This window comes from Massilia agrisoli (assembly GCF_020831365.1).
GTDB classification, from domain to species: domain Bacteria; phylum Pseudomonadota; class Gammaproteobacteria; order Burkholderiales; family Burkholderiaceae_D; genus Telluria_A; species Telluria_A agrisoli.
In genome coordinates this window covers 148,123-162,438 of record NZ_JAJHPV010000009.1, presented here as the reverse complement: position 1 = coordinate 162,438, position 14,316 = coordinate 148,123, and the positions used below count along the sequence as shown (strand labels likewise).

General features: G+C 64.2%; 16 protein-coding genes. 7 read left to right on the top strand and 9 right to left on the bottom strand.

What is annotated here, in order from left to right; genetic code table 11:
- Positions 1-64 precede the first annotated feature (64 nt).
- The 3 genes from LMJ30_RS05220 to LMJ30_RS05210 all read left to right on the top strand — a co-directional run bounded on the left by LMJ30_RS05220 (position 65) and on the right by LMJ30_RS05210 (position 4,041).
- Entirely contained in the window at positions 65-745 is a 681-nt protein-coding gene (locus tag LMJ30_RS05220) for an ABC transporter ATP-binding protein (protein WP_307729227.1), read from the top strand.
- Positions 746-757: 12 nt separating this feature from the next.
- Positions 758-3,208 (top strand): FtsX-like permease family protein, encoded by a 2,451-nt coding sequence (locus tag LMJ30_RS05215; protein WP_229431287.1) that lies wholly within the window; start codon positions 758-760, stop codon positions 3,206-3,208.
- A gap of 68 nt (positions 3,209-3,276) precedes the next feature.
- The gene (locus LMJ30_RS05210) at positions 3,277-4,041 is read left to right on the top strand and encodes a ZIP family metal transporter (protein ID WP_229431286.1); all 765 of its coding nucleotides are present in this window, start codon (positions 3,277-3,279) and stop codon (positions 4,039-4,041) included.
- On the opposite strand, the gene LMJ30_RS05205 is transcribed toward LMJ30_RS05210, so the two are convergent.
- Together LMJ30_RS05205 and LMJ30_RS05200 are read right to left on the bottom strand one after the other, a co-directional pair.
- Positions 4,031-5,452 carry a PQQ-dependent sugar dehydrogenase gene (locus tag LMJ30_RS05205; protein WP_229431285.1) on the bottom strand — a complete coding sequence of 474 codons (1,422 nt, stop codon included), beginning with the start codon at positions 5,450-5,452 and terminating at the stop codon, positions 4,031-4,033. The two genes, LMJ30_RS05210 and LMJ30_RS05205, sit on opposite strands and share 11 nt — an antisense overlap.
- Positions 5,453-5,571: 119 nt before the next feature.
- Positions 5,572-5,820 (bottom strand): heavy-metal-associated domain-containing protein, encoded by a 249-nt coding sequence (locus tag LMJ30_RS05200; RefSeq protein WP_229431284.1) that lies wholly within the window; start codon positions 5,818-5,820, stop codon positions 5,572-5,574.
- 198 nt (positions 5,821-6,018) lie between these two features.
- Between LMJ30_RS05200 and LMJ30_RS05195 the strand changes: the two genes are divergently transcribed.
- Entirely contained in the window at positions 6,019-7,224 is a 1,206-nt protein-coding gene (locus LMJ30_RS05195) for an NnrS family protein (protein ID WP_229431283.1), read from the top strand.
- Positions 7,225-7,295: 71 nt separating this feature from the next.
- Positions 7,296-7,790 (top strand): RrF2 family transcriptional regulator, encoded by a 495-nt coding sequence (locus LMJ30_RS05190; protein ID WP_229431282.1) that lies wholly within the window; start codon positions 7,296-7,298, stop codon positions 7,788-7,790.
- A gap of 7 nt (positions 7,791-7,797) precedes the next feature.
- On the opposite strand, the gene LMJ30_RS05185 is transcribed toward LMJ30_RS05190, so the two are convergent.
- On the bottom strand, positions 7,798-8,286 hold the full coding sequence (locus LMJ30_RS05185; protein WP_229431281.1) for a TlpA family protein disulfide reductase: 489 nt from the start codon (positions 8,284-8,286) through the stop codon (positions 7,798-7,800).
- Positions 8,286-9,245: a transporter gene (locus LMJ30_RS05180; RefSeq protein ID WP_229431280.1), complete on the bottom strand. Its 960-nt coding sequence runs from the start codon at positions 9,243-9,245 to the stop codon at positions 8,286-8,288. The genes LMJ30_RS05185 and LMJ30_RS05180 overlap by 1 nt, the downstream gene beginning before the upstream one ends.
- A gap of 249 nt (positions 9,246-9,494) precedes the next feature.
- On the opposite strand from LMJ30_RS05180, the gene nirK reads away from it, so the two are divergent.
- Positions 9,495-10,904, top strand: coding sequence for a copper-containing nitrite reductase (gene nirK / locus LMJ30_RS05175; RefSeq protein WP_229431279.1), 1,410 nt, complete (start codon positions 9,495-9,497; stop codon positions 10,902-10,904).
- Between the two features lie 95 nt (positions 10,905-10,999).
- On the top strand, positions 11,000-11,680 hold the full coding sequence (locus LMJ30_RS05170; protein WP_229431278.1) for a Crp/Fnr family transcriptional regulator: 681 nt from the start codon (positions 11,000-11,002) through the stop codon (positions 11,678-11,680).
- Here the strand turns inward: LMJ30_RS05170 and LMJ30_RS05165 are convergent.
- The 5 genes from LMJ30_RS05165 to LMJ30_RS05145 are packed head-to-tail and all read right to left on the bottom strand — an operon-like array spanning position 11,668 to position 14,300.
- Positions 11,668-12,939: a hypothetical protein gene (locus LMJ30_RS05165; protein WP_229431277.1), complete on the bottom strand. Its 1,272-nt coding sequence runs from the start codon at positions 12,937-12,939 to the stop codon at positions 11,668-11,670. The genes LMJ30_RS05170 and LMJ30_RS05165 overlap by 13 nt on opposite strands.
- Positions 12,939-13,175 (bottom strand): DUF2249 domain-containing protein, encoded by a 237-nt coding sequence (locus LMJ30_RS05160; protein ID WP_229431276.1) that lies wholly within the window; start codon positions 13,173-13,175, stop codon positions 12,939-12,941. Before LMJ30_RS05160 ends, LMJ30_RS05165 begins: the two co-directional genes overlap by 1 nt.
- Before the next feature lie 8 nt (positions 13,176-13,183).
- A complete protein-coding gene (locus LMJ30_RS05155; protein ID WP_229431275.1) occupies positions 13,184-13,564 on the bottom strand; it encodes a SirB2 family protein in 381 nt (126 codons plus the stop codon).
- A complete protein-coding gene (locus LMJ30_RS05150) occupies positions 13,545-14,015 on the bottom strand; it encodes an RrF2 family transcriptional regulator (protein ID WP_229431274.1) in 471 nt (156 codons plus the stop codon). Before LMJ30_RS05150 ends, LMJ30_RS05155 begins: the two co-directional genes overlap by 20 nt.
- 21 nt (positions 14,016-14,036) lie before the next feature.
- On the bottom strand, positions 14,037-14,300 hold the full coding sequence (locus LMJ30_RS05145) for a DUF2249 domain-containing protein (RefSeq protein WP_229431273.1): 264 nt from the start codon (positions 14,298-14,300) through the stop codon (positions 14,037-14,039).
- Positions 14,301-14,316 lie beyond the last annotated feature (16 nt).

The window sequence follows — 14,316 nt, the reverse complement described above, 5'->3', positions numbered from 1 at the left end:
TTTCCCAAGCTTTCTTCCTGGAGGTGACACAATAATGAACTCGATATCAGACAAACAAGCCGGCATGCTCAAGCTCCATAACGTCAGCAAGACTTACCAGGGTGGCGAAGTGCGCACCACCGCGCTCGACCGCATCAATCTCGAGATCGATGCCGGCGAGTACCTTGCCATTACTGGACCGTCCGGCTGCGGCAAGTCGACCCTGTTGTCGATGCTGGGCCTGCTCGATGCGCCCGACAGCGGCGACTACTGGTTCGACGGCCAGAACGTGGCGGGCTGGAGCGAGGCCCAGCTGAACCAGCTGAGGCGCGGCAAGGTCGGCTTTATCTTCCAGAGCTTCAACCTGATCGAAGAATTGTCGGTTGCGGAGAATGTGGAGCTGGCCCTGGAATACATGGATGTGCCGGCGAAGGAGCGGCGCGAGCGTGTGGCCGCCATGCTGGACAAGCTGGGGATCGCACACCGCGCGCGCCATCGCCCATCGCAACTCTCCGGCGGGCAGCAGCAACGCGTGGCCATTGCGCGTGCGCTGGTGTCCAATCCCGCCATGCTGCTGGCCGACGAGCCGACCGGCAACCTCGACACCGCCCACGGCGACGAAGTCATGCGCATCCTGCGCCAGATTAATGCCGAGGGTACCACCATCGTGATGGTGACCCACTCGCCCGAACACGCGGCGCAGGCCTCGCGTACCGTGCGGCTGCTCGATGGCCGCATCCTGGTCGATGCGCTGCAAGCCGCGTAACCGGGGGCGATCATGAAACTTAGAGATTTCCGAGTCGGCTGGCGCACGCTGGTGCAAGAGCCGGCGTATTCGCTGGTTGTCATCCTTGGACTGGCCATCGGCCTGGCCGCGTCCTTGCTGCTGTTCGGCTTCGTCCAGTATTCGTGGCAATACAACGCCAGCGTGCCCGATGCCGACAGCGTGTACGTCGTCAAGCAGCGTCTGAACCTGGACGCGAGGGCGCCCAGCTTCGAGCACGCGCCATTGTTTTTACGGCTCGCCGCGCAGAAGATCCCGGGCGTCGCAGCTGCCACCGCCTACCTTCCTTCGCGCCCAAATGATACGGGCTTCACGGTGAGTATCGACGGCAGGCTGGCCCAGGTCGCCAGCCTGACGACGACGCCGGGATTCGCCGCGATGGTCGGGCTGCAAACAATATTCGGCAATCTCGAGGCGGCGCTTGCCGGGCCCGACAGCTTTGTCCTCAGCGAAGACGCGGCGCTTCGGCTGTTTGGCATGGCCAACGTGGTTGGCCGGTCGGTGCAGGTCGAAGGCAAAGTAGCGCGTGTCGGGGCCGTGGTAAGTACGCCTCCTTCGAACACGACCATTCCCTTCGAGATGCTGCTGGGTGTCGATTCAGTGCTGATGGACAAAAACGTGCGGGACGAGATGAAGACCGGCGCAGAGGGCTGGGATGGCAAGCTGCTGGTGCGCGTCGGTCCGGGCGCATCGCTGCCCGCGATTACAGCTTCCTTGCAGCAAGCGGTAGACAGCGCGCCGCAATTTGCAAAGCTACCACCCGAGGTGAAACAACGCCTGGGACAACGCAAGGTGCTCGACATTACATTGTCACCGCTGCGGGAAGCCTACTTCGACCTCGAAGTGGAAGGCAACTTTATCGCCGGCGCGGGCAACCGTGCCAATCGCACTGTTGTCGCCGGACTCGGCGTGATTGCCGTGCTGATCCTCGCGCTTGCGGCCATGAACTACGTCAACCTCGCGGTGGTGCGGGTACTGCGGCGCCAGCGCGAAGTGGCGATGAGAAAAGTGCTGGGCGCGAGCATGCGCCAGATTGTCCTGCAGATGTTGGCGGAATCGATGCTGGTCGCATTGGTCGCGACCGGACTCGGCTTGCTGCTGGCATGGATTGCGCTGCCGATATTCTCGGAGCTGGTCAACCGCGACCTCGACGGCTTGCTTTCGTGGCCAAATATTGCCTCCGCGCTGGGCGTCGGAGCCCTGCTTGGCGTAATCACCGCTGCCTGGCCGGCCTGGATCGCCATCCGCGTCCGGCCCGCTGAAGCGCTGGCGGGGCGTGCCGGCACCGAGTCGCGGCGCGGCATGCAACTGCGCCGTGCTATGACTGTGGTGCAGGTGTCCACGGCGATGGGCTTTGCCAGCATCACCCTGGCGGTTGCATGGCAGACCGAATTCGCGATGCGCGCCGATCCGGGATTCGATCCGGCGCCGATGCTGGTGGTCGACCTGCCCTTCGAGGCGATGAACTCGGCCCCGGCGGCACGTAATTTGTTGACGGCATTGTCGGAGCATCCTGCCATTGCCGGCTACGCCGTATCGGAAGACGCGATTGGTCGGAAGAATGGCCTCTATCACCAGGAACTGAAGCGGCCAGATGGTGGCGCGGCCTCCACGGAAATGAAGTGGGTCGGTCCAGGCTTTTTCGAGCATTACCGCATCAAGCCGGAAGCGGGCAGGCTGTTCAATTCAAAAATCGACAGGGAAGACGATCGGGTTCCGCTCGTTATCAACGCGATCGCCGCGCGCGAGCTGGGGTATGCGACGCCATCGGCGGCTGTCGGCCAGACACTGTCGTACCCAGGCGGTCGTGATGGAAAGCCTGTGTACAAACGGGTGGTGGGTATTGCGCCGGAGATCAGGTTCCACTCCCTCCGGGATGCACCGCGGGCGATGGGGTACGAGCTGTCGACGGCGAGCACGATCCTGAGCGTGCGCGCCGCGGGCACGGTGGCCGATGCGGAACGCGCGCTGCGTGACGCCTGGCCGAAGCACTTCCCGAGTGCGATCCTGAAGGTGCACCACGCGAGCGACATCCTGGCTTTGAACTACGCGGACGACGCGCGGATGGCGAAGCTGCTGGCAGTGGCGACCGGCATCGCGCTGGCGATCGCGGCTTTCGGCACCTACGTGCTGTCGGCGCATACCGTTCAGCGGCGCGCGAAGGAGATCGTGATGCGCAAACTGCACGGCGCGCGGCGCCGCGATATCGGCAAGCTGGTGGTGCGCGAGATTGGCGCACTGACCCTGGTGTCGGCGCTGATCGGCTTGCCGCTGGCGGCAGTTGCCATCGAACGCTACCTGGCCACCTATGTCGAGCACGCCCCGATTGGCTATTGGACGATGCTGTTTGCGCTGGGATCGACGCTTGTGGTGGCCATGGGCGCCGTGGCGCGGCAGGCCTGGATTGCGATGCGCATGATGCCGGCAGAAGCCCTGCGCGTTTAGCCGAACCGCCGGGCCTGCGCCGTTGTCTACTTCTGACTGGCGGCGGTACGGCGGAATGCGGGGGCGCGATGACGGCATTGCCTGTCTGGCTGCAGGCTGGCGTGTGGGGCCTGGTAGCTGGGTCGGCGCTGGTCATAGGCGCGGTGGCCGGCTATTTCACGCGCATTCCGCACCGCGTCATCGCGTCGATTATGGCCTTGGGCAGCGGAGTGCTGATCGCCGCGCTGTCGTTCGACCTGGTGGACGAGGCACACAAGCGGGGCGGCTTCCTGGCTTCGGCTGTCGGCTTCTTTGTTGGCGCCGCCATTTTTACCGGCGCTAACCTCTACCTCGCGCACCGCGGCGCCGCCGCCCGTAAATTATCCGGACAGCAGCAGCCGTCCGAAACGGAGGAGCACGGCAGCGGCCTGGCAATTGCGCTGGGTGCGCTGATCGACGGCATCCCTGAGGCGATTGTGATCGGCGTGAGCATGATCGCCAGCAAAACCGTCAGCATGGTGGCAGTTATTGCGATTTTTCTCTCAAACATTCCCGAAGGCCTGTCGAGCGCCGCGGGCATGAAGCGGGCCGGGCGCACGGCCTGGTACGTGTTTGGCGTGTGGGGCGGCATCGCGATCGTCAACGGCGTTGCCGCCGCGCTGGGCAACCTGCTGTCCATCGGCTTGTCCGAGCAGGTCATCGCCGCGACGATGGCGCTCGCCGCGGGCGCCATCCTGGCAATGCTGGTCGATACAATGATCCCCGAGGCTTTCGAGGTTGCGCAACACTACGCGGGAATCATCGCCGTGATCGGCTTCCTGGCCGCCTTCTATCTCTCCAAGATCAGCGGCTAGGCGATGTCCTGATAATCTTGTAGATGGCCCCCTTGGAAGCGATCAGGTACAGCTCGCCATCTGCGTCCCTGCCGAAGGACAGGATGTTGCCGGCGCCACTGATCAGCCAGTCCGTTGGCGCCGCGATGCCGCTGCCCGTGTAGACGAAGCTGCGCAGGAAGCCGCGGCAGAAGTCAGAATAGAGATAATGCCCGGCCAGCTCCGGAATCGCCTTGCCGCGATAGACGTAGCCGCCAGTGATCGAGCAGCCGTGGCCATGGTCATACTCGAAAGCCGGCAAGGTCAGCCCGGTACGGTCGCAGGTAGGGCGGTCATAGCAGATCGAGCCCTCCATGATATTCCATCCGTAATTGAGCCCGCCCTGGGTGACGCTCGAAATGTCGACCTCCTCGCGCACGGCCTGGCCGACATCGGCAAGGTAGAGCAGGTTGGTGTCGAAGGAGAAGCGCCAGGGGTTGCGCAGTCCGTAGGCCCATATCTCGGGGCGCTTGCCTTCCTGGCCGACGAATGGATTGCTGGGCGGCACCCGGTAGCGCTCGCCCTGGGTGGAATGGGCGACGTCGATCCGCAATACCTTGCCAAGCAGGGAGTCGAGGTTCTGGCCGTTGCGGTAAGGATCGCCAGTGCCGCCATCGTCACCGGTTGCCATGTACAAGTAGCCGTCCGGCCCGAAGCCGGCCAGTCCGCCATTGTGGGTGGTGCCGATTTTCTGGATGCGGATGATGACGAGCTCAGAATCGGCATCGGCCCGGTTGCGGTTGGCGGAAACCCGGTAGCGCGCCACTACGATGCCGTGGAGCTTGTCGCTGAGATAGAGGTAGAAGTAGCCGTTAGTGGCGTAATCCGGGTGGAAGGCCATCGACAGCAAGCCGCCCTCGCCGTGGGACAGGACCCTCTCATGGATGTCGAGGAATGGTGTGCTCAGGAGCACGCCGTTTTCCATGATGTGAACCAGGCCTTCGCGCTCAACGATGAACTGGCGCGGGTCGCCCGGCGGCGACGCGAGGAACACGGCGCCGGGCAGGGTCGCCACCTGCTGTATGCCGAGCCTGAAGGTGACGCCGGTGTAGCTGATGCTGGCATGCGCTGTTGCGCGGGGTGCCACGACCGCCAGCTGAACACCTGCACTGGGCAAGTAGGTCAGGCCGCTGCCGGGCACGGCGTTCGCGGTCACGGTGTATTCACCGGGGGCCAGGTTGACCAGGGTCTGGCTTTGCGCGAGGTCCTGCACGTATCCGCCGGGTCCGGTAACGCGGACCGCAGCGGGCAGGCCGGCGGGGAGGTCAATCACCGTCACGGCCAGCGCGCCCGGTGCAGGGTCCGGATCGGGGCCCGGGGGCGGAGTCTTGCAGGCGACGAGCAGGCCCAGGACAAGCAAGCCAAAGAGGTTCCGCGTTCTTTCGATCAGCATGTCAGCCCCCGTTTATTCCGGTTGTTCGGTCTGCTACATGCTTTCAACGTACATCACGCCTTACAAGCGGGCTCTGCGGTATCGCAGACCGCCAGGTGTGTTGCTCCGCCGCAGTACTGTCAGCCCCCGCAGCCGCCGCAGCAGGAATGGCGCGCCGGTTCCTCGCCGACCACGTAGCCGGCCGACTGCACCGCGCCGCGCAGCTGCGCCAGCGAGGCGAGCGACTCGTCGAAGCCGATGCGCGCGGTGGTGTCGGCCAGGGTGATATGCACCTTGTCGACGCCGGCCACCGATTCGAGGACCTTGGCCACTTCGATGGCGAGTACTTCAGTACGCATGGCGGGAATGTTGAGGGTTGCTGTTTGCATGGTAAAAATCTCCTTGAGTTGGTGCGCCAAGCGTATTCAGGAATGCCGCAGCCGTCTACAAGATCGGCGCGTTTTCGGCCGCTAACATTGAAAAACCTAAACCAGGTCAATTCCCCTGTAGTTTTGGCTTCTTCCCGTTGCCGCCTGCCTCGCTTTGAAGTAGTATTTCAAATGTATATTTAATAGAGGGCGAAAAAAATGAGCTTGCTGACCATCGAAGAACCGGCCGCCGAAGCGCGCCATCCGCTGTGGGCCGGCGGCCATGCCTTCTGGGCGCTCGGGTTCCGCCCTTTCTATGTGCTGGCAGCCGCGCTTGCGGTGCTGGCCGTGCCGGCGTGGCTGTCCCACTACCTGGGCTGGCTGGTGTGGTCGCCCAACATCACGCTGGCCTGGCATATGCACGAGATGGTGTTTGGCTTCGCCATCGCGGTCGTGGTCGGCTTCCTGCTCACCGCCGTGCGTGCGTGGACGGGCCTGTGGACCCCGCGCGGCATGCACCTGGCTGGCCTGGCGCTGCTATGGACGCTGGGCCGCGTCACCATGCTGACCGGCCCGGCGTGGCTGGCCGCCGTGATCGACCTCAGTTTCCTGCCGCTGGCCGCATGGTCGCTCTACCGGGTGCTGCACCGCGCGGGTAACAAGCGCAATATGTTCCTGGTGGGCCTGCTGGCGTTGCTGGCGCTCGCCAACGGCGTCTTCCACGCCGCCGCGATGGGGCTGGTTCCGCTGTCGGTGTTCGCCCCCATCCATGCCGCCATCCTGCTGGTCGTCATCATCGAATCGGTCATCGGCGGCAGGGTCATCCCGATGTTTACCGATAACGGCGCGCCCGGCACCCCGAAGTCGGTGGTGCGCCCGCGTAACGACAAGATCGCGCTGGCGGTGGTCGCCGCCGCCGCCGCCGGCTGGGTGTTCGGCGCGCCCGGCCCGCTGATGGCTGCGCTGGCGCTGGTGGCAAGCGTTGCTACCGCGATCCGCCTGGCAGGCTGGCGGCCCTACCGCTCGGTACGGGTGCCGCTGCTGTGGATTTTGCACCTCAGCTACGCCTGGATCCCGATCGGCTTCCTGATGCTGGGCCTGGCCGCGCTGGGCGTCGGCACCGCCAGCACCGCCCTGCATGCCCTGGCTGTCGGGTCGATGGCTGGCCTGATCGTCGGCATGATCACGCGCACAACGCTCGGCCACACCGGGCGCAAGCTGGTGGCAGGGCGCGCGGAAGTGGCGATGTACGCCCTGATCCAGGCCGGGGCGGTGATCCGCGTCGCGGCCGGCATGGCGCCGCCAGAGTGGCGCGCGAGCCTGCTCACGGTGTCGGGCGCCTGCTGGAGCCTGTCGTTTGCGCTGCTGCTATTGGTGTATGCCCCCTACCTGTGGCGTGCCCGCATCGATGGTAAGGAAGGCTGAGCGGGTTCAACCCGTTTGGCCCTGCAAGGGTAAAATGCTGTCTGGCTTGCGCCACAACCAGGACATGGAACATGAGGCTGACTGCTTACACCGATTACTCGCTGCGAACCCTGATCTTCCTTGCCATGAACCGCGAGCAGCTCGTGACCGTCCAGCAAATTGCCGACGCCCACGGGATTGCCAAGAACCACCTGACGAAGGTGGTGCATCATCTTGGAACGCTGGGCTATATCGTTACCGTGCGCGGCCGCAATGGCGGGCTGCGCCTGGGACGCGATCCTTCCGAGATTGTCATCGGCGACGTGGTGCGGCACACGGAAACGGACTTCTATATGGCGTCCTGTTTCGACCAGGCCACGGCGAACTGCATGTATTCGGCCGCTTGCTCACTCAAGGGCGAGCTGTCGAAGGCGACCGCCGCCTTCCTCGAGGTACTCGATGCGGTGACGCTGGAGCAGATGGCGATCAAGGAAGAGCGCAAGCGCGGCGCCAAAGCTGCAGCCAAGGCCGGCGCTGGCGCAAAACCCGTGGAACTGCATTTCAAACCAAGGCGCAAGGCCGCGTAAAGCGCTTCTACCTGGCGGCCCGCGCCGGTAAATGGGCGTCGAGGTCTGCCTTGGTGACCTGCCCGAGGCGGGTCATCACCAGCTTTCCCTGCGCGTTGAACAACATGGTGGTGGGATACGCCTGCACCTTGAATTCCTTCATCAGCTTGTCGTTGCCTGCAATGATGGGATAAGTGACGCGCAGCGCCTGGGCGAACTGGCGCAGGCGCGCGACATCGTCGCCGTCCGCAGCCAGTCCCAGCACCACCACATCATCGCGCGAGCGCGCCAGTGCCTGCAGTTCGGGCATCTCCTTGATGCACGGCGCGCACCAGGTGGCCCACACATTGAGCACCACCCACTTACCCTTATGAACCTCAAGCGTGTGCAGGTTTCCCTGCACATCCATGAGGTGCATGGCGTGGGCCGGCGCCCATGCCATGGCGGCCAGCAAGGCGGCAGCGGCGGCGCGGCACGCCCTGGCCGCCGCGCGCGGGGCGTAGGCGTGCCGGGCCATCACAGCTGCCCCGACAGTCCGACGACCAGCGCGCGGTTCGCCGTCAGCTGTACACCTTCCACATGGCGGTAGACCGGCACCTGGTAGAACATGTAGACCTGCGCGGACGATGCGATTGCGTAGCTCAGCCCCGGGCTGGCGTACAGGTAGCGGCCGCCGCTGCTTTCAGGCTCGGCTTCGCTGCCGTGGTCGGCGCGCTTGTGCACGTAGTTGAGCTGGGCCAGCAGCCCCAGCTTTGCGCCCAGGCCTTTGCGCACGCCGGCGTCCAATCCCAGTTGCGCGCCCGGACGGTAATGGTCGCGGGTGTTGAGCGCGTGCTGGTACTGCCCTTGAGCAAACCAGAACACGCCATGCTCGGTCAGCTTCTGGTGGTAGTAGCCGCCCAAGATCAGGTCGGTAGTGCCGGTACCTGGCTGCAGGCTGCGCTCGGCCTTGTCGCCCTGGTCGTTGGCCACGTCGAACTTCCCGGTAGGCAGCTTGAGGCCGAAGGTGAGGCCCGCATTGGCCGGCTTTAGCGGGTCGGCGACCGTGTTCAGCTGGTAGCGGCCGACCACGCGCACATCGCCCAGTTCAGTAAATTCCCAGCTGTCGAGAATCTTCGCGCCGTGATGGTTGTGGATGTGCTGGTGGTCGCGCGAGCCGGCGCTGGCGCTGACCGTCACGCCGAAGCGGCCGGCGAAATTGTGGCTGTAGCTGGCCACGACGTTGCGGTTTTGCGTGCTTACTTCATCGTGGTGCGCGCGCACCTGGCCGGCGTAGACCTTGTCCGAGCCAGCCATCGGCTGGTCCTGGTTCAGGTATTCGTAGCGCAGGTCGACAGCGTGCTTTGCATCGGCCAGCGCGCTTTCGGCAGTCCAGTTGCTGTTGACTGCGCAGAACGAGGCGCCGCAGCTGGCAAGGGCGACTGATGGAGCAAGGGCTGCGAGGGCCAGGGCGAGGAGGGTGGGGGTGGTTTTCATCTTATTGCCTGTGAAGGAATGCCTGCCGTGGCTGTTGTTCGACATCGTTTGTCGTGGCATCAAAAATCATACTTTTCACATGGGCAAAAAAAATATGATCCACATCAAAAATTTCTCGAAGGATCAATTAAATACGGGTCTTTAAAGATTTTTGATGTGAGTCAATTTTTTAAGATACCCCCCAAATGTATGATTTGTACATGGTCAAACGGTGCAGTTCCGCACCAGACATAACTAGGTGATAAAAACATGAAAAGGACAATCATTTCCCAAGCCATCCTGGCACTCGTTATCGGCGCAGCTACCATGGCGCCTGCAATGGCACAGCATGCTGGCCACGGCAAAGCTGATACGAGCTCGGCGGTCCAATACCGCCCTGACGTGACCTTCACCCTGCGCACCGACATCGCCGATGGCAAGCTGGTATTCGTCAGCGAAACCGGCGCCACCAAGGGCCAGGCCAACCCGACCCTCAACGTGCCTGAAGGCGCGGTTGTACAGATCAACCTGGTCAACGGCGACGGCGCCACCCACGATGTGAGCGTGCCAGAATTTAACGCCAAGTCGAACCAGATTAACGACAAGGGCGCCAGTACCTCGATCGTGTTCAAGGCCGGCAAGAAGGGCGTCTACACCTACATCTGCACCCTGCCCGGCCACGTGGCGGCAGGCATGATCGGCAAGATCGTGGTCGGCGGCGCTGTCGAAGCCCCGGTCGCCAAGGGCGTGGACGTGTCGATGAACCCGAAAGAAGTCGGCAAGCCAGTCGGCGCGCGCGGTCCGAAGAAGCTGACCGTCAACCTCGAAACCACCGAAATCACCGGCCAGCTCAGCGACGGCACGACTTACAAGTACTGGACCTTCAATAACAAGGTACCAGGTCCGTTCATCCGCGTGCGCGTCGGCGATACGGTCGAGGTCAACATGGCCAACGCCAAGGACAGCCACATGATCCACTCGGTCGACTTCCATGCGGTGACCGGACCGGGCGGCGGCGCGGCAGTCACCCAGGCGGCCCCCGGCAGCACCAAGAGCTTCACGTTCAAGGCCCTCAACCCTGGCCTGTATGTCTACCACTGCGCAACGCCGATGGTGGCCCAGCACATCTCGAACGGCATGTACGGCATGATCCTGGTCGAACCGGAAGGCGGCCTGGCGAAAGTCGACCGCGAGTTCTACGTGATGCAAGGCGAGCTGTACACCGCTCAGCGCCATGGCACGCAGGGCGAAGCCGAGTTCTCGCTGGAGAAGCTGCTCAACGAACAGCCTGAACACCTGATGTTCAACGGCACCCACGATGCGCTGACCAAGACGCACCGCATGGAAGCCAAAGTGGGCGAGACGGTGCGTATCTTCTTCGGTGTCGGCGGTCCTAACCTGACCTCGAGCTTCCACGTCATCGGCGAAGTGTTTGACCGCGTCTACTCGCAGGCAGACCTGACCTCGCCGCCGCTGAAGAACGTGCAGACCACCACGGTAGCGCCTGGCGGCGCAACGATGGTAGAGTTCAAGGTGGAAGCGCCGGGCCGCTACATCCTGGTCGACCACGCACTGTCGCGGATGGAAAAAGGCCTGGCCGGATTCATGTATGTGACCGGCAAGGAGAATCCGGAAGTGTTCCGCACCTCAAGCAAGCCGGACGGCGATTCGGGTCACTGATCTGACCTGACTCCCTCCAAGACCCGCTGCATGCGGGTCTTTTTTGCGTTGTGGGGAGCGCATTTGCAGCTCCCATTTTGAAGGAAATACACATCATGCTCACGTCGAAAATCGACCCCCGGGAGTTCCTCAAGCGACTGCCGCTGTTCGCCGACTTCACGTCCGACGAGCTGCAGGACCTTGCTGCCGGAACCCAGGAGCACTACATTCCGCGTGGCACCCACATCTTCAACCGGGGCGATCCCTGCCGCGGCTTCCACATCGTGATCTACGGCCAGGTCAAGCTGGGCTTCCTGTCGGCACGGGGCGATGAAAAGATCATCGAGATCATCGGTCCGGGATTCAGTTTCGGCGAAGCGCTGATGTTCATGGAAAAGCCCTACATCGTCGGCGCTGCGGCGCTGGCCGATACGATGCTGCTACACATTGCCAAGGAGTCGGTATTCGGTACGCTGGAGCGCAACCCGGCGTTTGCCCGGCGTATGCTGGCCGGCATGAGCCGGCGCCTGCATGGCCTGATCAAGGATGTGGAATCGTATTCGCTGCGCTCGGGCAGCCAGCGCATCGTCGGCTACCTGCTCAAGGACGAACCGGATGGCGACGGCGCCAAGGTCACGCTTGAAGTCAGCAAAAAGTCGCTGGCCTCACGCCTGAACCTGACGCCTGAGTATTTCTCGCGCGTGCTGCACGACCTGACCGAACAGGGAATGATCGCCGTCCAGGGCCGCCAGATCACGATCTGCGATATCGGCCGCCTGCGCGCCTACGAGGGCTGAAACTGCGCCTGCGCGCGGCGCGCGCGCATTGCCGCGCCGGCCAGGTCTAGCGCCAGCTGCAGGCTGGCGATGGCCAGCAGCAGCGCCGCGGGGCGCGCCAGCCATTCGGGCCAGGCCACTGCGCCCATCAGCACCAGCAGCGCGGCGGAGTGCCACCAGAACTGTCGGCGGCCCCGTTCGTCGGGCAGGATGGTACGGATCGGCAGCACGTTCGCCTTGCTGGCGCGCGGGTCCTGCTGCATGTGGTACCACAGAAGGAACGGCACGATCTTGTACAGCATGCCGTTGACCGCGCCCATCGCAAACCCGCCCACAAACATCACGCCGGTGGCCAGCGCCACCGTCTCCCCGGGCGGCAGCACGTACAGCAGCGTGCTGGCGCACAAGCTGGCCAGCGAGAGGCGCCAGTACAGCGTGGTCGGGTCGGTGTCCTTGCGCTTGCGTTTCGTGAGCAGCCACGCGGTGAGCCCGGCGAAGGCGGCCAGCACCGCGGCCACTGGCGCCCCTGCCACGGCGGCGTAGTCCGGCCAGCCGACCGACGCGGCGCTCCAGATGGCCAGCAGGCCGGCAAGCAGCCAGACCGCCCAGCGGGTCACCGGCGCGGGATAGGTTTTCGATGACTGGAACATGGGGATGACCTGGTAGGCCACGCACACCACCAGCATCGCCACCCAGCCGACCAGGCCCCATGCGGCGTGCAGGTTGGTCAGGCTGACCACGGGCAGGCTGGCGCGTCCGCCCAGGTGAAGCGTCAGCGCGGCGCCGAGGCCCACCGTCACCACCAGGCCGCCGACTGCCACGCGCATGCCGCGCACCATCGGCATCGCGGCAGGCGTGGCTGGCCGGGCCAGGGCGCGCGCGATCGGCGCCATGATGATGGTGAACGACGCCGCCAGCAGCAGTGCGGCGGGCAAAAACAGGGAGGTGGTGTTGCGGGTCAGGGCAAAGGCCAGCAGAAGTGCGCCCAGCCCCAGCCCGGACCAGGCGGTAACGACGCTGCCGCGCGCAGGCGCCAGCGCGGTGCCGGTGACCACGGGGATCAGCTGCAGCATGGCGCCCGCCATCGCCATCGACAGATAGCCGAGCGTGAGCAGGTGGGTCGCGCCCAGGGTGGGCGCCGACCAGCGCGAGACGAAGGCCTGGTCGCCCGCCCACAGCAGCAGCAAGGCCGCCAGCAGGGCAAACCACGGCGCGGTCAGCAAAAAGCGCAATGACGCGCCAGGCGCTGGCGACAGCGCATACGCCAAAGCGCGCTGCATCAGTTTTCCTGGATGATGACCTGGTACAGGCCCGGTTCCGGCTCGCTGCAGCGGAAGGTGTAGCCGTTGCGCTCGAGGATGCGGTACAGCGGATGCGGTTCGCGGTCGATCAGCATGCGCACCTGCTGCCCGGGGGCCAGCATGGTGAGCGCGTCGAGGACGCGCTCCATCGGCTCGGGCGGGAACATGCCGCGCAGGTCAAGATAGATTTCGGGGATATCGGTTGGCTGTGGCATGGCGGCTGTCAGAGGAAGAACAAGGGATTCTTGGTCACGGCGGTCGTGGCGATGTAAGCGAAGCAGCCGATCGCCGCGATAAAGGCGGCGAGGCGGGACAAGCGTGTTTTTCCGTATTTGAGGGCGATCGAGCCAAGCACGATGTAGGCAACCAGCGCGCCGATCTTGGCGCCGAGCCAGGGGCTCGACAGCGGCGAAATGCCGGCCATCCCGGCCAGTGCGATGGCGCTCGACAGCAGCAGGGTATCGACCAGGTGCGGCGTGTGCCTGACCCAGCCGCGCGAGAGCATTGGCGAGCCGGCCAGCATCCACAGCCCGCGGATCAAAAAGAACGAGACGCTGGTCGCGGCCAGCGTAATGTGCGCGTGTTTAAGCAGGATGTAGGACATGGGTCGGGTCGAAAGTCGTTGCCAGCGGCCGGCAGCCGGGCTGGCCGTCCGCGCCATTGAGCAGCACCGACAGCGGTACGCGGTCGAGCCGCTCCAGGAACGCGCTGGTGGCATCTGCCAGCAGGCGTTTGAGCTTGCAGCGGCCGGCCAGCACGCAGCTGTTGTCCTGCTCGGAAAAGCATTCGACCATCTGGAAGTCGGGCTCGGTCGCGCGGATCACCGCACCGAGCATGATTTGCGCGGGCGGCTGCGCCAGCTTGATGCCGCCGGCGCGGCCGCGCAAGGTGGTCAGGATGCCCAGCAGTCCGAGATGGTAGACGATCTTGCTGAGGTGATTATGCGAGATTCCGTGGGCGGTGGCAATCTCGCGAATGGTGATGGTCTTGCCCGGGTGCGTCCCCAAGTGCATCAGTACGCGCAATGCATAGTCGGTGTAGTCGGTCAGGCGCATGGCAGTATCCGGATGGTGGCGTTAACCGACGATCTTGAAGTCGATGATGACTTCGCCCGGTTCGCGCGCCAGGTAGGCGGCGTGCAGGCGCGGGCCGAAGTGCTGCGACAGCTGCTGCAGCAGCGGCAGCGGGTCGTGGTCGTTATAAAAGCGCATGGTCTCGCCGGGGGTCAGGACGCTCAGCGCGCCAAAGATGGCGGCGTGGCGGAAACGGCGGGCGACGCCGCGGGCGTCGAAGGCGTAGACGCCGTGATCGACCTGCGGTGTGGAGCAATCGTGTGGCATGTAAATCTCCTGCTAA